Genomic DNA, 21,688 nt, shown 5'->3' with positions numbered 1-21,688 from the left:
AATGTGTCGTTTTGATCCTGTAAAATCAACGTAAGCTCTTTATTTTTGCCAAATTTTCTCATCAGACACCGTACTGTGCCGCACAAAGCGACGCAAATTGGGGAGTGCAGTTTTCCGGCCGTCTGCTGCCCGGGAACAGTCCACGTGTTTCCGCCGGAAACTCAGTCTTGATTTTGTGCGCAGAATCCGCTATAATAGTAACGTTCTTTTGAATTGCATATCAGCCGGTGTGTCGGAATGGCAGACGAGGGGGACTCAAAATCCCTTGTGCTAATAACACGTGTGGGTTCGACCCCCACCACCGGCATAAAAAGGAAGCCCTCCAGCTTGTCTGGGGGGCTTCCTTTTTATCTGCGGCGTGTGAGCGGGTCGAACAGCACGACCCTGCACAGCAGGGGAGCAATCAGCCCTGCGGGCTGTTGCTCAGTGCGCGGGAGACCCCCACCACCGGCATAGCAAGCAGCTCGAAATCGAAAGATTTTGGGCTGCTTTTCTTTTTCTGCTCAGTTTCTTATACTTTGGTGTTTTCTGGGAAGATGCGGAATCATTTTCAGTTGTTGACCCGCTGACAGCCTGGCACATTGCCTGCAAGCACCGGCTCCCTTACGAAAACCGGTGCTTTTTTGCAGTTGCACTTTCCCCGGGAGATTATTATACTTATAAAAAAGGCCGGGTGCTGCAAGGACAGGAGGGAAAGCGTATGGCACGGAACAAAACCGCGCAGGGTGGTATATCCCTGCGCCGCAAGGTCACGGCATGGCTTGCCGCGATTTTGCTGGTCACCATGCTTTCTACTGGCATTGCTACCATGGCAGGTCAGTGGACGGTACGCTCCTTTGATATGCTGCTGGCCGACAACGCCGTCTGCTACACGGTGCAAAACGCCCTCAAGGACGAAACACAGGCCTTTGCTCGCTATGTGCGCCAGCCTACTTCTGAAACCGAACAGGCCTATACCGCCGCCTGCACCGCTTCCGAGCAGAGCCTTGCGGCCCTGCCCTTCGATTATGCCCGCATCGGCGAGGAGCGCTATGCCCGCACATGGAATCTTTTGCAAGGGTATGCGGGCTATCGGCAGGAGCGGGATGCCTTTTTGCAGCTTTCCCCCTCGGCAGATACCTATATTGAACAGATGTACCATGTGATGGCACTGCAGGACTACCTTGCCGAGTATGCGCTACGTCTGACACAGGCCACGCTGGAACAGGAAAACGCCCTTTACAGCAGCACGGCGGCTCACATCCGGCATCTGCCGTGGCTGTATCTGGGGCTGTTCCTGACGGCAGCCGCGCTGATGCTGCTGCTCATCCGGGTGCTGAGCCGCGCGGTTGTGCGTCCGCTGCTGCGGCTGGCGCAGGCCTCCCGCAGCATTGCCGAGGGGGATTTTTCCAGACCGGACCTACCGGTGAAAAGCAGCGACGAGGTGGGGCGGCTGACGGGGACCTTCAACCAGATGAAGCACGCCATGGCGCAGCAGCTGACCACCCAGCAGGCTTTGCACCGGGAAGAGGTGCGGAACCTTGCACTGGAAAAAGATCTGGAGCACACCCGGCTGGAGGTGCTCAAAAGTCAGGTGAATCCGCATTTTCTGTTCAACACCCTGAACATGATCTCCTGTATGGCGCGGCTGGAGGATGCTGCCACCACCGACCAGATGATCGTGCATCTGGGCAGTTTGTTCCGGCACAATCTGCGCACCAAGCGCCAGCAGATCACGCTGGAGGAGGAACTGGACGGGCTGGAGGATTACATTTATTTGCAGCAGATGCGGTTCGACGGACGCATTACCGTAGAAAAAAGCATCCATGTACAGTCTGCGGCGGTTTTGGTGCCGTCCTTTATGCTGCAGCCGGTGGTGGAAAACGCTTACTCGCATGGGCTCAAGTCCCGCGAGGAAGGCGGACGCATCCTGCTGCGGGCATGGATGCAGGACAAGGTGCTGGTGCTCACGGTCGCGGACAACGGCAATGGGATGACCGCAGAGGAACTGGACGCCGTGCAGGCAAAAATTGTCCAGAGCGAACAGACCGGCCGCAGCATTGGCCTTGGCAATATTTCCCGCCGCATCGGGATGCTGTATCCGGGCGGTAAAATGCAGGTGTACAGCCGCGCAGGTCATGGCACGGTGGTGCGGTTTGAACTACCGCAAACGCAGCAGTCGGAAGAAAAGGAGGAGACGCTCTCGTGAAGTGCAAATTGCTGGTGGCAGAGGATGAATTGATCGAGCGCAAGGTGCTGTGCCGGACCTTGCAGAAGTATCTGGGAGATCTGATAAGCCTGTATGAAGCCAAAAACGGCAGAGAGGCTCTGGAAATTTTTGCCCGCGAAGCGCCGCAGGTGGCTGTGCTGGACATTGAAATGCCGGGTCTCACCGGGCTGGAGGTGGCGCGCAAGATCCGTGAAACAGACAAAAATTGCGCCATCCTGTTCCTGACCGGCTTTGATAAGTTCGACTATGCACGGCAGGCGATCTCTGTGCGGGCGATGGACTATCTGCTCAAGCCTTACAACGAGCAGGAACTGGTATTCGCGGTGGAGGATGCCATCCGGCAGGTGTCGGTGCCGCTGCCTGCCCACCCGGCACAGCCCCCTGCGCCTGCAGAGCCCCTCCGCCGGGAAGAGGACGAGGATATGCGCACCGCCATCATCCGTGCCGAGATCAGCCGCTTCATCGACGCTCATTATAGGGAGGATATCTCCATGCAGGATGCCGCCGCTGCGCTGCGCTACTCGGACGCCTACTTCTGCAAGTTGTTCAAGCAGTGCTTTAAGGTAAACTTTTCGGCCTACCTGAACGAATACCGGGTGGACAAGGCGCGCCAGCTGATTTTGGACCCGCGCCTGAGCCTGAAGGATATCGGCGCTACTGTGGGTTACAGCGACGCCAACTATTTTACAAGGGTGTTCAAGCGCCTGACCGGCCAGACCCCTTCGGAATACCGCGTAGCCGCAGCGGAAAAAGCGGCACAAGGATAAATCGGATCCAAAAGAAGCGCTCGTTCTTTCCTGCCTGTGAACAGGAGAGGAACGGGTGCTTTTTTGTTTTTGCCAGTTTTTTTCGTCCAAAAAACACAAAAATTGTACTTGGATACAACAAAGACAAAATCGTACTGCGTTTCACAAAATAATCCGGTTTCGCAAAAATGAACGAGTTGTTAAAATATAATCATAGAAAAAACGTGAAAAGAGAGGATGCCATTCATGAAGAGAAGAACGTTTTTGTCGCTGATGGGCGCAGCGGCACTGACCAGCAGCATGATGCTTACCGGCTGCGGTGCCGGCTCTGGTGACGACCGCAAGATCGTGCGCATCGGCCATGTGCAGTCCCAGACCCACCCGGATCATCTGGGACTGGAAGCCTTTGCCAACTACATCAACGAGAAGCTGGGCGATAAGTACCGCGTGGAGGTGTACCCCAGCGAGCTGCTGGGCTCCCAGACCGAAATGGTGCAGCTGACCCAGACCGGTGCCATCGACTTTGTGGTGGCGTCCACTGCCATCATGGAGACCTTCAGTGCCAAATACCAGATCTTCAACCTGCCTTACCTGTTCTCCAGCGTAGAAGCCTACCACGAGGCGATGGACGACCCCGAGGTGACGGACCCCATTTTCAAGACCACTTCCAAGGCCGGTCTGGAAACGGTGGCATGGCTGGATGCCGGCACCCGCAACTTCTACACCATCAAGACCCCCATCAACCAGCCCTCCGACCTGAAGGGTCTGAAGATCCGCGTACAGCAGTCGCCCACCAACGTGGAAATGATGCGTCTGCTGGGCGGCACCGCTACGCCCATGGGCTTCGGCGATGTGTACACCGCACTGCAGGCCGGTATTCTGGATGGTGCCGAGAACAACGAGCTGGCTCTGACCGATAACGGTCACGGCGATATCTGCAAGTATTACTCCTACGATATGCACCAGATGGTGCCGGATCTGCTGGTGGCAAACTACGCCTTCCTGAACGAGCTCAGCGACGAGGAGCGCGCGATCTTTGAAGAGGGCTTCCAGATCGTGAAGCACACCGAGCAGGATGCTTGGGAGGATGCTGTGGCTGAGGCGAAAGATAAGGCCGAGAACGAGCAGCACGTCAACTTTATTTACCCGGACACTGCACCGTTTCAGGAGGCTATGGCCCCCCTGCACGATTCCGTGCTGGCAGCAAACCCGGAACTGCAGCCCATTTATGACCTGATCCAGCAGCACAACGCTGCCCACACTGCGGACTGAGGAGGAGCATCATGGAAAAACTGAGAAATACCCTGAACAAGGTGCTCAACCTGCTGGCAGGTCTGAGCATGACGGTCATGGTGGTGCTGACCACCTATCAGGTCATCGTGCGTTATATCTTCAACTCTCCCTCCACATGGTCGGAGGAACTGGTGGGTTATCTGTTCGGCTGGAGCACCATGCTGGGTGCCACCATCGTTTCCGGCGAGCGCGGCCACATGAACATCCCCGTGCTGGTGGACCGGTTCAACCCCACCATGCGCAAGGCGTTCCACATCTTTGCTGAGGTCATCGCCTTCATCTTCTCTGCGACCATTCTGGTGTTCGGCGGTTTTCAGGTGTCCCAGCTGGCTATGGGACAGCAGACCTCCTCGCTGGGCGTAGCCGTGGGCGTGTTCTACTGGGTCATGCCCATCTGCGGCGTGATCATTCTGGTGTATTCCGTGCTGAACATTATCGGCATCGCCAACGGCTCCATCTGTCTGGATACCCCGGAGGATGCAGACTTTGCAAAGGTGGAAGCCGAAATGGCTGCCGATGCCGACAAGGAAAATAAGGAGGACTAAGCTGTGGCAATTCAAGCGTTACTCGTAATTCTGGCAGTGCTGCTGGTGCTGCTGTTCCTCGGCGTGCCCATCTCGTACGCCATTGCAGTCTCTTCCCTGACTGCCATTCTTTCTTCCATTGACCTGAACGTGGCCGTGCTGACCGCTGCCCAGCGCACCTTTGTGGGCATGAGCAAGTTCAGTCTGACCGCCATCCCGTTCTTTATTCTGGCCGGCAACATCATGAATCAGGGCGGCATCGCCAAGCGTCTGGTGGATTTCGTCATGGCCATTCTGGGCAAGATGCCCGGCGCACTGCTGGTGACCAACATCGGCACCAACGCCCTGTTCGGCGCCATCTCCGGCTCTGCTTCCGCTGCGGCGGCTGCCGTTGGCTCCATGATCCGCGACGGTGCCGAGGAGCAGGGCTACGACCCCGCCGTGACCGCTGCCACCAATGCCGCTTCCTCCTGCTCCGGTTTGCTGATCCCACCGTCCAACGCCTTGATTACCTACTCTCTGGCATCCGGCGGCACCTCTGTGGCTGCGCTGTTCATGGCCGGTTACATTCCCGGCATCATCTGGGCGCTGTGCTGCTGCGTGGTGGGCGTGCTGCTGGCGGTCAAGCTGGGCTATAAAGGCACCCCCGGCAAGTTTGACTGGAAAAATCTTGGCATCTGCACCCTGCGCGCTCTGCCTTCCCTGTCCCTGATCATCGTGGTCATCGGCGGCATCATCGGCGGTGTGTTCTCTGCCACCGAAGGCTCTGCCATTGCCGTTGTCTATGCGCTGATCCTTGCTTTCTGCTACCGCTCCATCAACCTGAAGAGCCTGTGGAAGATCCTCGTGGACTCTGCCAAGATGTCCGGCATGGTGGTGTTCCTTGTAGGCGTTTCCAACATTCTGGGCTGGGTCATGGCCTTCCTGCAGATCCCGGATGCGGTTGCGGCAGCCCTGCTGAGCCTGACCAGCAATAAGTACATCATCCTGCTCATCATGAACGTGATCCTGCTGGTGTCCGGCACCTTTATGGATGTGACCCCGGCCATCCTCATCTTCACCCCGCTGTTCCTGCCCATCTGCCAGAGCTTTGGCATGAGCACCATCCAGTTCGGTCTGATCCTCGTGTATAACCTGTGCATCGGCAACATCACCCCGCCTGTGGGCAACGCCCTGTTCGTGGGCATCAAGGTGGGCCGCACCTCGCTTTCCAAGGTCATGCCGTACATGCTTATGTACTATGTGGCCATCATCGGCGGCCTGCTGCTGGTCACCTTTATCCCGGCAGTGTCTACCGCACTGCCGCAGGCAATGGGCCTGATGTAATTGAGACATTCCCTTCTTCTCCTAAAAAAGGCGGTACCTGCTTTGCGGCGGGCACCGCCTTTTTCTGTCTCTTGCACAAAGGCAGCCTTGTGCGCTATACTATCTGCAAAGGGAGGGAGGGCACCATGCGCAGACGGACTTTTTTAGCCGGGCTGGGCTTTGCAGCCTTGCAGCTGGCAGGCTGTGCCGCAAAGCCGCAGACCACACCGGACTATGTGCTGACCTATGCCGACAACCAGCCCGCCGGGTACCCCACTACGCAGGGCGCGCAGTATTTTGCAGACCTTGTGCAGCAGCAGACCGGGGGCAAGGTGGTCATTCAGGTCAAGGCGAACGGCGAGTACGGCTCGGAACAGCAGGTGTGGGAACAGCTTGCCATTGGCGGCGTAGATTTTGCGCGTGTGTCGCTCTCGGTGGTCACGGACGATCTGCCCCGGCTCAACGTGCTGCTGCTGCCGTATCTCTACCGGGATGCCGACCACATGTGGCGCGTGCTGGACGGCAGCATCGGGGCTGAGTTTTTGCAGGACTTTACCGCGCAGGGACGGGTAGGCCTGAGCTGGTACGACGCGGGTGCCCGCTCGTTTTATGCCCGTCAGCCGGTGCGCAGCCTGAACGATCTGCAGGGCAAGACCATCCGCGTGCAGGATTCGCAGATCGTGATCGACATGATCCGCCTGCTGGGTGCAGTGCCGGAGACCACGGCGTACAGCGATGTGTACTCGGCACTTGAGACCGGGCAGATCGACGCCGCCGAAAACAACTGGCCGGCCTACTATTCCATGGAGCACTACAAGGTGGCACGGTACTACATGGCCGATGAGCACAGCCGCGTACCGGAGGTGCAGCTGGCTTCCGGCCGCACATGGGATGCACTGCCGGAGGAATACCGGCAGATCCTGCAAGCGTGCGCCCGGGCATCGGCGCAATACGAGCGCCAGCTCTGGGCGCAGGAGGAAACAGCTGCCCGAAAAGCGGCATTGGCTGGCGGGTGCCAGGAACTGCCGCTGCCCGAAGAAGAAATGCAGAACTTCCGGCAGCTGGTGCAGCCGCTATACCGAAAATACTGTGCCGACTATCTGCCGCTGGTGGAAGAGATACAGGCAGAGTGATAACAGAAAAGGGACGAGTCAAATAAAAAGGCTCCCAGCTTTGAGGTTATGCTGCGGAGCACTTTTCCTCCACGCCCACTCCGTGGAACAGCAAACAAGCCAGACCCGCCGGTCTGGCTTGTTTGCAATATCCAAATAAATGTTTCCGCTGAATATACCCAAGGTGCAGCGGAGGACCTTCTGAATCAAAAACTCTCCCTTAGCTCACATATCCATCGGTCACGCTGATGATGTTGGCATTGCCTTCCAGACTTTCATACACGTTCACGACGGCATAGTGCCTCTCAGCACCCGGATAAACCGTGGTTGCTTCGCACAGGATGCGGTAGTTCGTGCCTGCCACGGTCTGGGTGCTCAACAGAGCCACCGGCACATAGTCCACGCCCACAAAGCCCTCGGTGGCCTCGTTGAACGCCGCCGTGGCTTCCTCCGTCATGGCGGGGGACTCCGCTTCCTGCCAGGTGCCCACAGCGCCTTCCTCATAGTCCAGATTTGTCAGGCACAGCGGGTCGCCGATGTCCAGAATTTCTGCCTTGCCCAGCCAGCCGCGCTGCAGCGTGACCACAACATACTCTTCCTGTGCGCCCGGTACGACGACAGTCGCCTTGCACAGAATGCGGTACTGGATACCGGAGCCGGTGGTGCGGCTTGCCAGCAGGGCCACGGGCGTGTAGGAAACGCCCTCCAGACCTTCAAAGGCCTTGTCGAACACTTTGCGGACTTTCTCGGTCAGTGCCGGGTCGGAAGCACGCTTCCAGCTGCCGGAAATGCAGTTTTCCTCAGCCACAGCAGAAACTGGTTCCACCGTCTCTGCCGAAAGTGCGTATGCCTGTACCGCGCCGCCTGCCAGCAGGGAAAGAGCCATCACAGCCGTCATACAAACAGAAACCGTCTTTTTCATAATAATATATCCCCTCTTCTTATTGTGTGTCGCTGCCGGGGTGTGCACCCGGTTTTGTCGCTTCATTCTGGATACAAATGAGCCGCCCTCGGAATTGCACGGGTTTGAAATATTTTCCAAAAAAAGAAAAAAGCCTGTGTGCACAGTCCTGAATGACAGGCTCTGCATCCCTCCTGAACATCCCTCCAATTTCCATTTGGGCAATCCAAATCGAAAAAACAGAGTAGAGGGAAAACGCATCGAAAAATCGTGGATATTTCAAATTATTGTTCGTCGAGACGTGAATTTTTCCTTTGCGCAGTGGGGACTAGATGACACCAAATGGAAAACCCTCCCCAAAACTCAAAATCCCTTGTGCTAATAACACGTGTGGGTTCGACCCCCACCACCGGCATAAAAAGGAAGCCCTCCAGCTTGTCTGGGGGGCTTTCTTTTTATCTGCGGCGTGTGAGCGGGTCGAACAGCACGACCCTGCACAGCAGGGGAGCAATCAGCCCTGCGGGCTGTTGCTCAGTGCGCGGGAGACCCCCCACCACCGGCATAAAAGCCCATCAGGCATTCGCCCAATGCCGTTAAGTTAAGAGGCTAAAGAAAAATAGACTTCATCAAAAAGATGAGGTCTATTTTTTTTTGAAAAAGATCAGAAACAAATTTTGCGCACCCTTTGCCGGATATGCCAAGGCCCCCACAGAACACGGGATCTGCAGGGGCCTTGCGGGCAATATTTTTACAGCATTTTGACCGCCAGTGCTTCACTGGTGCGATCCTGTGCGGCGTTGGCATTTTCGGGGTCGTCCATGGTGTAGCGCAGCACCAGCACTTCAGCCACATACAGCAGCGCCACCTTGACCGGGATGTTGCCGGAGTCCAGCGGGCTTTCCTGCGCACCACACAGCAGCACGATATCCGCCAGCTTTGCGCCGGGCGAATCCTCATAATGGGTGAGCAGAATGATCTTTGCGCCCGCCGCCTTGGCCGCGCGCAGCGTTTCCAGCATATCGCGGGTAGCGCCGGAATAGGAAACGAACAGCACCACATCCTCCGGGGTCATCAGGCTGGCCGTGATCAGCTGCATATGGCTGTCGCCTGCCGTGCGGAACTTGGTGGAGATGCAGGCAAAGCGGGCGCAGATATCATTTGCAATATACATGCTGCCGCCCTGACCAAGGCAGTACACCTGCCGGGCCTTGTGCATCAGCTCCGAAGCCTTGTCCACCGCCTCCGGCGAAAGATTGTTTTGGGTGCCGTTGATAGTAGTCATCAGCAGGGCGCTGGCGTGCTCGCACAAAGTTGCCGTGTCGGCATCCGGTTCCGGCACATGCTGGTTGACCAGTGCACCGGTGGCGTTGGCCTGCGCCAGCGCAATGCGCATTTCATGATAGCCCTCAAACCCCAGCGCCCGGCAGAAGCGGAACACCGTTGCCTCTGCCACACAGCACTCCTTTGCCAGCGAGGAGATGGACAGATACTGTGCCTCTGCCGCGTGCTGCACAAGATAGTCCGCCACGGTGCGGCCCGATTTTGTCAGGTCGCCCTGATACTGCTGCAGCAGCTCCCAAAAATTCGTTGCCATTTTTCTTTTTCCTCTTTTCCGGCGCAGCAGTCCACCGACTCGGATCAGCTGCCGACCGTTTCATTCACCTTTGTAAAAAGTATAAAAGAATCGTCCCCGCTTCGCAAGAGACGCATTGCCCACATTTTGGCTCGCAGTTCTGTGCAGAGCACACAGTTTTGGCGGAAAAACCGGCCATTTTGTGAAAATATCTTTCAATTTTGCATTTTTGTTTAGAAAAACATTTTCACTATCGTTTTTGTGGGTTTGTACCATTTTGTAATAGTTTCAGAAGAGTAAAGCAAGGTTTTCTTTGCATTTCAACATATATCCCACACTTTTGTGCACAATGCACACTGTCATTCTGAAAATTTATGAAAACCATGAATGGACAAAATGAAAATATTTTTCTATAATGGAGCCATCAAGAGCGGCCGCTGGCACGGCAGGCCGCCAACAACGTGAAGCATCTTGAATGCGAAGGAGAAACTACTATGAAAAACTGCATTTCCCGCCGTTCGTTCCTGAAGGCCGCTGGCATTCTGGGCGCAGCCGGCGCTCTGGCCGCATGCGGCGGCTCTTCTGCAAGCACCAGCACTGCTGCTTCCACCGCAGGTTCTACCGCTGCAAGCGCAGCTGCTTCTTCCACCAGCATCAAGCTGTGGACATACCCCATCGGCGGCTGGGGCAATGACGAGACCGTTCAGGGTCTGGTTTCCAGCTTCAACGCAAAGTATCCTGACATCAAGGTCACTGTGGAGTATCTGGACTACACCAACGGCGACGATCAGGTGAACACCGCCATCGAGGGCGGCAGCGCACCTGATCTGATCATGGAGGGTCCCGAGCGTCTGGTTGCAAACTGGGGCGCAAAGGGCGTTATGGCTCCGCTGAACGACCTGTGGACCGACGATGCCAAGAAGGACATCTACGAGTCCGTTGAGTCCGCCTGCAAGGACACTGCCGGCAACTACTACGAGTATCCCCTGTGCATGACCGCACACTGCATGGCCGTGAACATGACCAAGGTCAAGGAAGTGGGCGCTGACCAGTACATTGATACCGACAAGCATACCTGGAGCACTGACGGCTTCCTGAAGACCGTTGACGCCCTGTACAACGGCGGTTACGAGAACGTTGCAGCCATCTACTGCGCAGGTCAGGGCGGCGACCAGGGCACCCGCGCCATCATCAACAACATGTACGGCGGCACCTTTACCGATGCAGCCCACACCAAGTACACTGCCGACTCCGCCGAGAACATCAAGGCGATCCAGACCCTGCACGACACCAAGGGCATCAACTTTGACGCTTCCATCGCAGGCGGCGACGAGATCACCCTGTTCCGCAACGGCACCCTGCAGATGGCATTCTGCTGGAACATTGCACAGCAGGCCAACAGCGACAACAACGCCGCCGGTCTGACCAACGATGGCGACGAGATCTTCCCCATGGCCTTCCCCACCGACAGCGGCGACCCGAAGCTGTGTGGCGGCATCTGGGGCTTCGGCATCTTTGATAACGGCGACGAGGCCAAGATCGAAGCAGCCAGGACCTTCATCGACTTCATCGCTGCCGACCCCGATCAGGTCAAGGACAGCGTGCTGGCTTCCACCTACTTCCCGGTCCGTACCAGCGTGGGCGATATCTACGCCGACAACGAGATCATGAGCGAGTACAGCAAGTTCATGGCTTATCTGGGCGACTACTACCAGATCACTCCGGGCTGGGCAACCGCACGTACCGAGTGGTGGAACATGCTGCAGCGCGTCGGCTCCGGTGAGGATGTCGAGACTGCCGTCAAGACCTTTGTGGACAACGCAAACGCTGCCGCACAGGCATAACGCATCCGTTCTGCCAGGGGCAGATAATTATTGACGCTTCGCCCCTTCCTCGAAGATCCCGACGAGGGAGGGGCTTTATTTGTAAAAAAAAATCATAACCGAAAGGAACGGTGATCCTCTTGGCTGCAAAAACGGCGATCAAAGAGCCTAAGCGCAGCAGTGCGCTGGTACGGCGCGAGACCTTCGCTTCCTATTGCTTCCTGCTGCCCAGCCTGATCTTCTTTCTGGGCTTCGTCATCTATCCTATGGTGCTGTGCGTGGTGACCAGCTTCTTCGATTCCACCATGAACCGTGCCGATATCTTTGTGGGCCTTGCAAACTACAAGGAACTGTTCACAGACCCCATCTTTCTGGGTGCCTTAAAGAACACCTTCATCATCGTGGTGGTGTCTGTGCCCGTCACCTGCGCCTTCTCGCTGTGGGTCTCCTCTGCCATCGTAGACCTGCCCGAGTGGGCTACCAGCCTTTTCCGCTGCGTGTTCTACCTGCCCGTGGTCACCGGCTCCGTGGCTGTTACCGTGGTGTGGAAGTGGATGTACAACAACTACTACGGCATCTTCAACTATCTGGGCAAGACTCTGGGCCTCATTGACAAGAACATCAACTGGCTGGGCGATGAGCGCTTTGCTCTGGGCTGCATCATCCTGATCCTGCTCACCACCTCTGTGGGCCAGCCCATCGTGCTGTACGTTTCCGCTCTGGGCAATGTGGACCAGTCCATCGTGGAAGCCGCAGAAGTGGATGGTGCCACCGATTTCCAGTGTTTCTGGAAGATCAAGTGGCCCGCCATCATGCCCACCACCCTGTACATTCTGGTCATTACCACCATCAACTCCTTCCAGTGCTTTGCGCTGATCCAGCTGCTGACTTCCGGCGGCCCCAACCACAGCACCGATACCATCATGTACTACATCTACTACACCGCCTTCAAGCTGTACCGCTACGGCTACGGCAACGCAATGGGTGTTGTGCTGGCAGTCATCATCGCCATTCTGTCGGCTGTCCAGTTCAAGCTGGGCAACCAGGATAATTAAAGGAGGTGCCGGACAATGAGTGCAAATGCCGCTGCAAAAAAGCAAAAACCGTTGAAGCGTCACCCCAGCAAGCTCAAGAGAATGAGCGCCTACATGATCCTGACGCTGATCCTCATCAGCATCGTTGCGGTGCTGTTCGCCTTCCCTCTGTACTGGATCATCACCGGTTCCTTCAAGACCGGTGCCGCCATCAACGCCACCACCCCCGAATGGTGGCCCAGCCAGTGGGTGCTGACCAACTATCAGAAGCTGTTCTCCGGCAAGAGCGCCCCGCTGTGGCAGCTGGCTGTGCCCTTTGGCTCCAAGTTCAGCGCTAACGGCGAGCCCATCTACTTCTCGGTAGGCCCCACCGCTCCCGCTGCCATCCGCTGGATGATCAACACCGTGTTCATGGCCGTCATGTCCATGATCCTCACCTGCATCACCGCCGCCATGGCCGGCTATGCACTGGCAAAAAAGCGCTTTGTAGGCCGCAAGCTGCTGTTCACCCTCATCGTGTGTGCAATGGCTCTGCCCAAGCAGGTCATCCTGATCCCCCTGCTGCGCGAAATGAGCAGCCTGAATCTGTACAACACCATCTGGGCCGTTATCTTTCCCATCGTGGGCTGGCCCTTTGGTGTGTTCCTGATGAAGCAGTTCAGTGAGGGCATCCCCACTGAGATGCTGGAAGCAGCCCGCATCGACGGTGCAAGCGAGGCCAAGACCTTTATCGACATCGTGCTGCCCATGGTCAAGCCGGGCATCGGTGCACTGGCCATCTTTACCTTCATCAACAGCTGGAACGACTACTTCATGCAGTTGATCATGCTGTCCAGCACCAGCAACCTGACCATCTCGCTGGGCATTGCAAAGCTGCAGGCTGAGAACAGCACCGACTTTGGCCTGATCATGGCAGGTGCCGCACTGGCTGCTGTGCCTATCATCATCATCTTCCTCATTTTCCAGAAGTACTTTACCAAGGGCATCGCTATGGGTGCTGTTAAGGGCTAAAATCCCGACTGCCGCCTGCGGCGGAAACAGGGAGGGATTTTTGGCGCAGCGGTCTGCAAGACGCAAGGCCCGCCCAAGGGCCGAAGCGGATGCAGGGCACCGCAAGAGGGCGCTGATGCCGCTGCCCGGAACAGAAAGCGTACGAGCTTGATGCAAAACCATTTCATCTGTATTTATTACTATTTTTAAAGAAGGGTTTGGAACATGAAAGATATCAAAAAATATCAGGGTGTCATCCCCGCCTTTTACGCCTGCTACGACGCAGAGGGCAATATTTCTACCGAGGGCGTCAAGGCCCTTACCCGCCATCTGATCGCCAAAGGCGTCAAGGGCGTGTATGTAGGCGGTTCCTCCGGCGAGTGCATCTACCAGCACGTAGATGAGCGCAAGGCCGTTCTGGAAGCCGTGATGAGCGAAGCCAAGGGCAAGCTGACCGTCATTGCGCATGTCGGCTGCAACAATACCGCCGACAGCGTGGAGCTGGCCCGCCATGCCGAGAGCGTGGGCGTGGATGCCATTGCATCCATTCCTCCCATCTACTTCCACCTGCCGGAGTACGCCATTGCAAAGTACTGGAACGATATGTCCGCTGCTGCTCCCAACACCGAGTTCGTCATCTACAACATCCCGCAGCTGGCAGGCACCGGCCTGACCATGAGCCTGCTGAAGGAAATGCTCAAGAACCCCAATGTAGTGGCTGTGAAGAACAGCTCCATGCCCACGCAGGACATCCAGATGTTCAAGGATGCCGGTATCGCCGCCCGCGGCGAGGGGAACTTTGTGGTGTTCAACGGCCCCGATGAGCAGTTCGTTTCCGGCCGTGTGATCGGCGCAGACGGCGGCATCGGCGGCACCTACGCCGTCATGCCCGAGCTGTATCTGGCCATGAACGACCACATCAACAAGGGCGAGATCGAAGCCGCCCGCGCCATCCAGTACGATGCCGACCGCATCATCTACAAGATGTGCGAAGCCCACGGCAACCTGTACGCCGTGCAGAAGGAGATCCTGCGCCGGATGTACGGTCTGGAGCTGGGCGGCGTGCGTGAGCCGATGCCCGGCCTGATCCCGGAAGATGAAGCCATCGTGGCCGAAGCACAGGCCATGATCGAAGCTGCCATCGCAAAACTGTAAAATTGAAGCAGCGCCCCTCTCCGTCTCTTTTCAGAGGGGAGAGCGGGCGCTTGTTTTTGGAGGGACGTTTTATGATCTGTGATACCCTGCAGCACCTGACGCGCTACAAGGGCCTTTGCAAAAATCTCGACACGGCCATTGATTACCTGCTGACCCACGACCCTGCCAGCCTGCCTCTGGGCCGCACCGAGGTGGATGGCGAGGAAGTTTTTATTAACACGATGGATGCCACGCTCCATTCCGACCACGGCTACCACCCGGAATATCACAAAAAGTACGCCGACCTGCAGCTCGACATCACCGGCAGCGAGGGCTGGGGCTTTACCACAAATCCCGGCAGGGAGATCGGCGATTTTACCGGCGACTGCGGTTTTCAGGACAGCGCCAGTGTCGTGACCGGCGCACTGGGCGAAGGACGCTTTGTGCTGTTCTTCCCCACGGAGCTGCACAAACCCGGCCTTGTACAGCACGGCTGTGTGGGCGTGCGCAAGGCTGTTGTAAAGATTCGGATGGAGGATTGAACGATGGATAAGGAAAAGCTGTTTGCTCAGATCAAGGGTGGTCTGATTGTCTCCTGTCAGGCACTGGAGACGGAGCCCCTGTACACGAAAGAAGGCGGCGTGATGCCGCTGATGGCAAAAGCCGCCGCCATGAGCGGTGCTGTGGGCATCCGTGCCAACACCGTGCGCGACATTACCCAGATCAAGCAGGTGGTGGATCTGCCGGTCATCGGCATCATCAAAAAGGACTACCCCGGCACGCCCATGTACATCACCGTTACCATGAAGGAAGTGGACGAGCTGGTGGCCTGCGGGGTAGACATCCTTGCCGTGCAGGGCACCGGTGCCCTGCGCCCGGACGGCTCCACCTCCGCCCAGTTCATCCGCACCATCAAGGCAAAGTACCCCGACCAGCTGGTCATGGCCGACTGCGACAACTTTGAGAATGCCATGGCCTGCGCCGAAGCCGGTGCCGACTTTGTGGGCACCACCATGCGCGGCTACACCCCGGAGACAAAAGGCATTGACGATATCGACTTTGATTTTGTCCATAAGCTGGCCGCAGAGTGCCCGGCAAAGGTCATTGCCGAGGGCCACATCCACTACCCGGAGCAGGCGGTCAAGGCGCTGGAAGCCGGTGCATTCGCACTGGTGGTGGGCGGTGCCATCACCCGCCCGGCAGAGATCACGGCCCGCTTTACCGGTGCCATCAACGCCGCAAAAAAGTAAAATGGAGTGTGCCGGATGAAACAGTATTTTGGCATTGATATCGGCGGCACAGCCGTCAAGCTGGGCATCGTGGACGAGACCGGCAGGGTGCTGCTCAAGGGCGAAGAGAGCGTGAGCTTTGACGGCTACCAGACGCCTGTTCTCACCACCGTGCGCAGGGCCGCAAAGGAGTTTTTGACTGCAAATTCCATCCCGGTGGAAAGCCTTGCGGGCATCGGCGTTTCGGCCACCGGTCAGATCGACAGCCGCAAGGGCATCGTGGCCGGTACCTGCGGCAACTTTCCCAATTACATCGGCAGCCCTATCAAGTCTGCGCTGGAAGAGGACTTCGGCCTGCCCGTCACAGTGGCCAACGACGCCAACTGCATGACGCTGGGTGAAGTGTGGGTCGGCGCCGCACAGGGCTGTACGGACGTGATCGGTGTGACCCTTGGCACCGGCGTGGGCGGCGGCATCCTGACCGGAGGCCATTTGTTAGAGGGTGCACGGGGCCTTGGCGGTGAGCTGGGTCACTACCGCACCCACGCACTGGACGGTGTGGACTGTACCTGCGGCGCAAAGGGCTGCTGGGAACGCTACGCTGCCACCACCGCGCTGGTGCGCGCCGCACAGGAAAAGAGCCCCGATTGGAAGGATGGCCGCGCCATCTTTGCCGCAGCCGAAGCAGGCAACGAGACAGTTCTTGCCCTGCTGGACCACTGGACGGACGAGATCGCACAGGGCCTTGCAGGCATGGTGCACATCTTCAACCCGCAGCTCATTCTGATCGGCGGCGGCGTGAGCGCGCAGCAGAAACTGCTGATCGAACCCATTGCCGCAAAGGTGAAAGCATCGGTCATGCCCGCCTTTGCAGAGGGGCTGGAAGTACGTGCCGCTCAGCTGCACAACGACGCCGGTATGGTGGGCGCAGTGTACTACTTCCGGCAGACCATGGAAAAGGAGTAATCATATATGAAAACACATATCCTCTGTCTGGGCGATTCCAACACCCACGGCTACTGTGCCGACCCGAACGACTGCGCCGACCACGGCATCCGCTTCAATGAAGAGGAGCGCTGGACCTGCCGCCTGCAGAAGGCGCTGGGCGACGAATACCTTGTGACCGAAGAGGGACTTTCCGGCCGCACCACCGTATTTGTGGACCCCATCCACGAATCCATGGATGCCCTCAGCGTCATCTATGCCCTGCTCAAGAGCCACGAGGTCATCGACCTGCTCATCATCATGCTGGGCACGAACGATGTGAAGGAGCGCTTTGGTGCCAATGCCGCCTGCATTGCTGCAGGCATGGAGCGGCTCATCCTCAAAGCAAAGAGCGTGGACTGCTGGGGCACCAAGCAGCCCAACATTCTGGTGGTGGCACCTCCTCCCATCGGCGCAGGCTTCCACGACGCTGTGATGGGCGATGGCTGTGTGGAAAAATCTGCCGGTGTGGCAGAGCAGCTCCGCATCATCTGCGAGCGGCAGGGCGTGCACTTCCTGGACGCAAAGGACTGCGAGTTCAACAAGGTGGACTTCATGCACCTGACCCGCAAGGGCCACGCACAGCTGGCGGAGCTGCTGGCAAAAGAAGTACCGGGCCTGATCTGAGCAGAGCACGATTTTAAAAGCTCCGCTCTGAGCATCTTTAGCGGAATTATTATTTTTATTGGGTTCTCAAAAAGCCTGCGGGCTTTTTGAGAACTTTTTTCACGAAATAGGGTCATAACCACAAACGGCATCAAACTCACAAGCAGCCTATATTTTATTTTTAATTTCCGTTTTGTTCATCTTGTAAAACATAGCAGAATCGGCTATACTTTCCGCAGAAAGAACCATTGAAAGGAACTGTGCCATGCCTGAACTTTTAAAAGCGCCTGTCACCCCTGCTCAGCAGGCAAGAGACACCCTTTTGGGTGCCCTCGTGGGGCTTGCCCGGGCCACCACCAACGAGCCCAAAACGGACGACACCGACGAGGTGCTGAACGCCGGTCTGCGCCTTGCCGCGCAGCCGGATGCACCGGAGGAAAGGCTGCAGCGGATGCTTGCCATCGTCCAGACTGAAAAGCACCGCGTTGCCCCGGGCTGCGCCACCTGTGCCATGCCCTGCGGCAACACGAACGATTACGACCTTGCCCGCCTGTGGGCCGCACCGGAAACGATCCGCACCCTCAAGCTGCAAATGCTTTCTGCCGCGTTTGCGCTGGCCCAAAAGCGCCCGCAGGGTCAGGCGCAGGCCGCCGTTTATCAGCTGCTGTTCACCCTTGCCGAGGACTGGGACGAGGAGCTTCTTGCCCCTGTTGTGCAACGCGCCAGGGAGCTTTGCCGGGAGTAAATCCGGGCCGGAAAGCCGCCGCTTTTACCCGCCGGGTTTGTAGCGGGAGCGTTCCCGGCGCAAACCAGAAAGGTCCGCCTTTTTTGCGTGTTTTTGTGGCAGTTCCGTAATACTGTTGCATCAAAATGCATTCCAGTGAGTTTCACACCCGATTTCCTGCCTTTTTCCGAAAGTTTTTTGCAAAAAAGACTTTACAAACCATTTCTAAAAACTTATTATATAAGTAATATATTTCATGGAGCCAATGCTGTGCAGCCCCCTGTGCAGCATCCAAATACGATCAAGGAGGGGTTTATCTATGCCCGAAAAGAAAAAGACCGCAGCGGCTGCTCCTGCTGTGGAAGCTCCTGCCGCTGAGGCCAAGGAGTCTAAGACCCGTAAATCTGCCAAGGCCCCTGCACGCCGCGGCCGTCCCCCGCTTGCACCGGAGCTGTACGTGGAGTTCAGCGGCAAACAGTACAACGTGACCGATATCATTGACCGTGCCAAGGCCGATTACCGCGCTACCCACAAGGTTGGCGTGCAGTCCTGCAAGGTATACGTCAAGCCCGAGGAAGACGCTGCCTATTACGTGATCAACAAAGTCTCCGGCAAGCTGGAGCTGTAACTTTTCCTGTCTTCTTTTCTCCTGCTGCAAAGCACTCCGCACCTGTTTTGCGGCAGGTTGTCCGTTCCCACACAAGGCTCCATTTTAAACCGTAAAAAAGCTGCCCTGCATCCAAAAATGCAAGGCAGCTTTTCATTTTACATCAAACCATCTTTTCCAGAACGGATAATGCTGGATCACGGGGTCCGGGTCCGGGATCTCGAACACATAGCGCTCGGTAGCGTTGATCACGGTGGTCTTGCCGCGGGTGCATACGCGCGGCAGCTTTGCATCATAGTTCAGGTGCACATGGCCGTGCACGAACCACTGCGGCTCGTATTCATCCATCAGATCATTGAAGCACGCAAAGCCCTTGTGAGCACGATCCGTGCTGTCGTTCAGGCCAGCCGCCGGGGAGTGGGTGAGCAGCAGGTCGATGCCGCCCACATGATGGGCCTTGCGCCAGAGTTTGCGCACACGGCGGCGCATTTCCCTTTCCGTATACTGGAAGCTGTCCTCCCGGTTATTGTAGCGGATGCTGCCGCCCAGTCCCATAATGCGCAGGCCCTTCCACACATACACGCTGTCGTCCACACAAATGCATCCGCCAGGTTCATTTTCCCTGTAACTGCCGTCGTGGTTGCCGTGGACATACAAGATGGGCGCAGCCGTAAAGTTCGTAAGATATTCCAGATACTTCTGCGGCAGATCCCCGCAGGAAAGGATCAGGTCGATGCCTTCCAGATGTTCGCGGGTACCGTAGTCCCACAGTGCTTTAGAGGGCACATCCGAAATTGCAAGAATTTTCACATCGGTTTGCTCCGTTCTCTCTCGGCCTGAGGGCCGCTTATTTCACAAACCCTTTCAGGGTATTGAGGCCGTTGATCGCCATAAGCACATGCGTTTTTACATCCAGTTCATCGTAGTGCGGCAGCGCACCTTCCACGCATTCGTCCAGCCAGTCCATCTCCATCAATTCCTTGGGACTGTAGACCACGGCCTCCGGCGAGTGCAGCACATGCCCCTGCGCGTACAGGTCTTCCGGGAAGATGCGCAGGTCATCCTCGTGCAGCATCTTTTCCATCAGGTCCAGCAGCTGTAAAGTGCCTGCGGGCAGGTCTTTGCTATAATCGATCTCCTCTGCGCCGCTGCGCATGCCCCACCAGTAATTCACGGCTCTGGCTCCCGCTGCATCGCTGTCCCATGCACCGTCAAAAATGGAACGCACAATCTCGATATAAAACGTATCCCACCGCCACACGGGCAGGCCCAGCGGCTGCAAACTGCCGTCCGGCATGCGGCGCACAAGGCCGTAATCCCGGTGGGTGCCTTCCGGCTCGCGGTTATCCCGGGCATAGAAGATCTCCACATCCTGCCGGTCGGAGAAATCCAGCGGGTGTGCCGGGTCCGGCAGGCAGGCCCAGCGCAGCACCACCTTTGCGTCCGGGCGCACGGTCTTCAGGCCCTGCGCATAGGCGTTTACTGCCGCCGGGATGCCGTACACCGGGTTTGCCGCCACATAGCCTACGCGGTCGGTCTTGGTCAGTACACCGGCCAGAATGCCCAGCAGATAGGTCACTTCATACGTGCGGGGGTAGTAGGTGCGCACCAGCGGGTGCGGCGCGTTGAGCGAGCAGTTCAGGATGCGGGTCTTGGGGTGCTGGGCCGCCACCTTCAGGCAGGCGGTATGCATCCGGGCACTTGAGGTGAACACCACGTCGGCATTGTCGTGAGCCACATCCTCCAGCACCTGCTCCGCGTCCACCTCAGGCTCGATGTTCTCTTTGCGGGTGATGAATACCCGGTCCGGGAACGCCTGCTGCAGCGCTTCGATGCCCTTGTCGTGGGCACGCACCCATGCGCTACTCTCGGCATTGTGCTCGTGCAGGAACACCACCTTCAGCTCGCTGGGCTTTGTAAAGATGTTCAGCTTTGCCAGCAGCGGTTCGCCGGGGCCCTGCTTCGGCTCCAGCGAAAGGGCCACGGCCTGCGGCTCGGTGAGCACCTTCACCTCATCCCACAGCTTTTCCAGATTCTGCTTCATCTGGCTGGGCGTACTCTCGCAGGCATCCGCGTAACGGTAGACCGACAGATACACCAGCATGGCATCGCCGGCAGTCAGATTCAGTCCGCCGCCGCCCAGAGCCAGAAACTGCTGGCGGAACATGGTATAGAAGGCGGAAAAGCTCAGCCGGTCATCATCCGTCCAGCTTTCACCGCTGGCCTTGCACACCAGCGTCTGCAATTTTGCGTAACCCCCCAGACGGGAGAAATGCACATCGTTGACCTTGGAGAGCTTATAAAAATCCAGAAATTCGTAGTAGATACGGTTTTCCAGACTGTCGTTCCGTTCCGGGACGAGCCGCGTGACCGTGCCCGCGATCCTGACCGCATCAAAATACTTGAGCACCGATACCCGCTTGTTGCCTTCCTGCACATAGAATTTGTTCAGGAACTCGTAGGCGATGATGGGGGTGTGGATGCCCTCTTCCAGATGTGCATCGCAGAGGTTTGACCACTTGCCTGCAAACTCGGTGTCCGGCTCCAGCAGGGGCATAAAGTTCGGTGCAAAGGCGGTGTGACGGCCGCTGGTCTTTGTGCCGACGATGCTTTCCGCCGGGATCTCCACAAGGCCCAGTGGCTCCTGCGCCACGATGTTCACATTGACCAGAATATCGTCCAGCACCGCAAGATACGGCGACTGGCCGCGCGCCACACAGGCACGGTAAGCACGCTGGCCGCTCTTCAGTGCGTTCTTGTAATCTTCCAGCATAGTTGCTCCTTTTTCTCAGCTGCAATGCGCTGCAGCCAGCTGCCGCAGCGTCCTTCTTTAGTATACCATGAAATTTGATTTTATGGGAGGATTTTCCGCACAAAAGAGTTGATTTATCCTG

General features: G+C 57.2%; 20 protein-coding genes and 1 tRNA gene. 17 read left to right on the top strand and 4 right to left on the bottom strand.

Annotated features, from left to right (window positions below; all coding sequences use genetic code 11):
* The first annotated feature begins 223 nt into the window (after positions 1 to 223).
* The 7 genes from WMO17_RS03225 (at position 224) to WMO17_RS03195 (ending at position 7,210) form a co-directional block, all read left to right on the top strand.
* A tRNA-Leu gene (locus WMO17_RS03225) sits at positions 224 to 307 on the top strand.
* 393 nt (positions 308 to 700) lie between these two features.
* A complete protein-coding gene (locus WMO17_RS03220; RefSeq protein WP_291015381.1) occupies positions 701 to 2,188 on the top strand; it encodes a sensor histidine kinase in 1,488 nt (495 codons plus the stop codon).
* A complete protein-coding gene (locus WMO17_RS03215; protein WP_291015383.1) occupies positions 2,185 to 2,976 on the top strand; it encodes a response regulator transcription factor in 792 nt (263 codons plus the stop codon). Before WMO17_RS03220 ends, WMO17_RS03215 begins: the two co-directional genes overlap by 4 nt.
* A gap of 216 nt (positions 2,977 to 3,192) precedes the next feature.
* Entirely contained in the window at positions 3,193 to 4,227 is a 1,035-nt protein-coding gene (locus tag WMO17_RS03210; RefSeq protein ID WP_291015385.1) for a TRAP transporter substrate-binding protein, read from the top strand.
* A gap of 11 nt (positions 4,228 to 4,238) precedes the next feature.
* The gene (locus WMO17_RS03205; RefSeq protein WP_005939311.1) at positions 4,239 to 4,793 is read left to right on the top strand and encodes a TRAP transporter small permease; all 555 of its coding nucleotides are present in this window, start codon (positions 4,239 to 4,241) and stop codon (positions 4,791 to 4,793) included.
* Positions 4,794 to 4,796: 3 nt separating this feature from the next.
* Positions 4,797 to 6,098 (top strand): TRAP transporter large permease, encoded by a 1,302-nt coding sequence (locus tag WMO17_RS03200; RefSeq protein ID WP_005939307.1) that lies wholly within the window; start codon positions 4,797 to 4,799, stop codon positions 6,096 to 6,098.
* 125 nt (positions 6,099 to 6,223) lie between these two features.
* Positions 6,224 to 7,210, top strand: a complete 987-nt coding sequence (locus WMO17_RS03195) for a TRAP transporter substrate-binding protein (protein WP_349137465.1) — start codon at positions 6,224 to 6,226, stop codon at positions 7,208 to 7,210.
* Between the two features lie 199 nt (positions 7,211 to 7,409).
* On the opposite strand, the gene WMO17_RS03190 is transcribed toward WMO17_RS03195, so the two are convergent.
* The gene (locus WMO17_RS03190; protein ID WP_349137464.1) at positions 7,410 to 8,111 is read right to left on the bottom strand and encodes a hypothetical protein; all 702 of its coding nucleotides are present in this window, start codon (positions 8,109 to 8,111) and stop codon (positions 7,410 to 7,412) included.
* 727 nt (positions 8,112 to 8,838) lie between these two features.
* Positions 8,839 to 9,684, bottom strand: coding sequence for a MurR/RpiR family transcriptional regulator (locus tag WMO17_RS03185; RefSeq protein ID WP_349137463.1), 846 nt, complete (start codon positions 9,682 to 9,684; stop codon positions 8,839 to 8,841).
* A gap of 473 nt (positions 9,685 to 10,157) precedes the next feature.
* Between WMO17_RS03185 and WMO17_RS03180 the strand changes: the two genes are divergently transcribed.
* The 10 genes from WMO17_RS03180 (at position 10,158) to WMO17_RS03135 (ending at position 18,815) form a co-directional block, all read left to right on the top strand.
* Positions 10,158 to 11,507 carry an ABC transporter substrate-binding protein gene (locus WMO17_RS03180; RefSeq protein WP_120080885.1) on the top strand — a complete coding sequence of 450 codons (1,350 nt, stop codon included), beginning with the start codon at positions 10,158 to 10,160 and terminating at the stop codon, positions 11,505 to 11,507.
* 110 nt (positions 11,508 to 11,617) lie between these two features.
* On the top strand, positions 11,618 to 12,541 hold the full coding sequence (locus WMO17_RS03175; RefSeq protein WP_005944588.1) for a carbohydrate ABC transporter permease: 924 nt from the start codon (positions 11,618 to 11,620) through the stop codon (positions 12,539 to 12,541).
* Between the two features lie 15 nt (positions 12,542 to 12,556).
* Positions 12,557 to 13,531 (top strand): carbohydrate ABC transporter permease, encoded by a 975-nt coding sequence (locus tag WMO17_RS03170; protein ID WP_005944590.1) that lies wholly within the window; start codon positions 12,557 to 12,559, stop codon positions 13,529 to 13,531.
* 204 nt (positions 13,532 to 13,735) lie between these two features.
* Positions 13,736 to 14,665, top strand: coding sequence for a dihydrodipicolinate synthase family protein (locus WMO17_RS03165; protein WP_207698363.1), 930 nt, complete (start codon positions 13,736 to 13,738; stop codon positions 14,663 to 14,665).
* A gap of 71 nt (positions 14,666 to 14,736) precedes the next feature.
* Positions 14,737 to 15,186: a NanQ anomerase/TabA/YiaL family protein gene (locus WMO17_RS03160; RefSeq protein WP_097781540.1), complete on the top strand. Its 450-nt coding sequence runs from the start codon at positions 14,737 to 14,739 to the stop codon at positions 15,184 to 15,186.
* A 3-nt stretch (positions 15,187 to 15,189) separates the two neighbouring features.
* The gene (locus tag WMO17_RS03155; protein WP_097781539.1) at positions 15,190 to 15,894 is read left to right on the top strand and encodes an N-acetylmannosamine-6-phosphate 2-epimerase; all 705 of its coding nucleotides are present in this window, start codon (positions 15,190 to 15,192) and stop codon (positions 15,892 to 15,894) included.
* A 15-nt stretch (positions 15,895 to 15,909) separates the two neighbouring features.
* Positions 15,910 to 16,839 (top strand): ROK family protein, encoded by a 930-nt coding sequence (locus WMO17_RS03150; protein WP_097781538.1) that lies wholly within the window; start codon positions 15,910 to 15,912, stop codon positions 16,837 to 16,839.
* A 6-nt stretch (positions 16,840 to 16,845) separates the two neighbouring features.
* Positions 16,846 to 17,484 (top strand): GDSL-type esterase/lipase family protein, encoded by a 639-nt coding sequence (locus tag WMO17_RS03145; protein WP_005944601.1) that lies wholly within the window; start codon positions 16,846 to 16,848, stop codon positions 17,482 to 17,484.
* Between the two features lie 244 nt (positions 17,485 to 17,728).
* Complete coding sequence (locus tag WMO17_RS03140; protein ID WP_349137462.1) at positions 17,729 to 18,208, top strand: hypothetical protein; 480 nt, start codon at positions 17,729 to 17,731, stop codon at positions 18,206 to 18,208.
* Positions 18,209 to 18,506: 298 nt separating this feature from the next.
* A complete protein-coding gene (locus WMO17_RS03135) occupies positions 18,507 to 18,815 on the top strand; it encodes a DUF6465 family protein (protein WP_005944609.1) in 309 nt (102 codons plus the stop codon).
* 132 nt (positions 18,816 to 18,947) lie between these two features.
* Here WMO17_RS03135 and WMO17_RS03130 read toward each other — a convergent pair whose 3' ends face one another.
* Both WMO17_RS03130 and WMO17_RS03125 read right to left on the bottom strand, forming a co-directional pair.
* Positions 18,948 to 19,604, bottom strand: a complete 657-nt coding sequence (locus WMO17_RS03130; protein ID WP_097775089.1) for a metallophosphoesterase family protein — start codon at positions 19,602 to 19,604, stop codon at positions 18,948 to 18,950.
* 37 nt (positions 19,605 to 19,641) lie between these two features.
* Positions 19,642 to 21,567 (bottom strand): BMP family ABC transporter substrate-binding protein, encoded by a 1,926-nt coding sequence (locus WMO17_RS03125; protein ID WP_349137461.1) that lies wholly within the window; start codon positions 21,565 to 21,567, stop codon positions 19,642 to 19,644.
* Positions 21,568 to 21,688 lie beyond the last annotated feature (121 nt).

Source organism: Faecalibacterium faecis (assembly GCF_040096475.1).
GTDB lineage: Bacteria > Bacillota > Clostridia > Oscillospirales > Ruminococcaceae > Faecalibacterium > Faecalibacterium taiwanense.
The sequence above is the reverse complement of the archived record's forward strand: the minus strand, read 5'-3'. Positions and strand labels throughout refer to the sequence as shown.